We start from the raw sequence: 536 nt of genomic DNA on the forward strand, positions 1-536 counted from the left end.
TTCGTGCAAACTCTAGAAAGGAGGTGATCCAGCCGCACCTTCCGATACGGCTACCTTGTTACGACTTCACCCCAGTCACGAATCCTACCGTGGTAAGCGCCCTCCTTACGGTTAAGCTACCTACTTCTGGTAAAACCCGCTCCCATGGTGTGACGGGCGGTGTGTACAAGACCCGGGAACGTATTCACCGCGACATGCTGATCCGCGATTACTAGCGATTCCAACTTCATGCAGTCGAGTTGCAGACTACAATCCGGACTACGATACACTTTCTGCGATTAGCTCCCCCTCGCGGGTTGGCGGCGCTCTGTATGTACCATTGTATGACGTGTGAAGCCCTACCCATAAGGGCCATGAGGACTTGACGTCATCCCCACCTTCCTCCGGTTTGTCACCGGCAGTCTCATTAGAGTGCCCTTTCGTAGCAACTAATGACAAGGGTTGCGCTCGTTGCGGGACTTAACCCAACATCTCACGACACGAGCTGACGACAGCCATGCAGCACCTGTGTACTGGTTCTCTTTCGAGCACTCCCC

The 536-nt window shown here is 54.3% G+C and carries 1 rRNA gene; it reads right to left on the bottom strand.

Going from position 1 to position 536, the window contains the following annotated elements:
• Positions 1–16: 16 nt before the first annotated feature.
• A 16S ribosomal RNA gene (locus tag AC07X6_RS28610) occupies positions 17–536 on the bottom strand; the annotation flags it as partial.

It is taken from the genome of Janthinobacterium sp. GW460-12-1-14-LB5 (genome assembly GCF_059423585.1).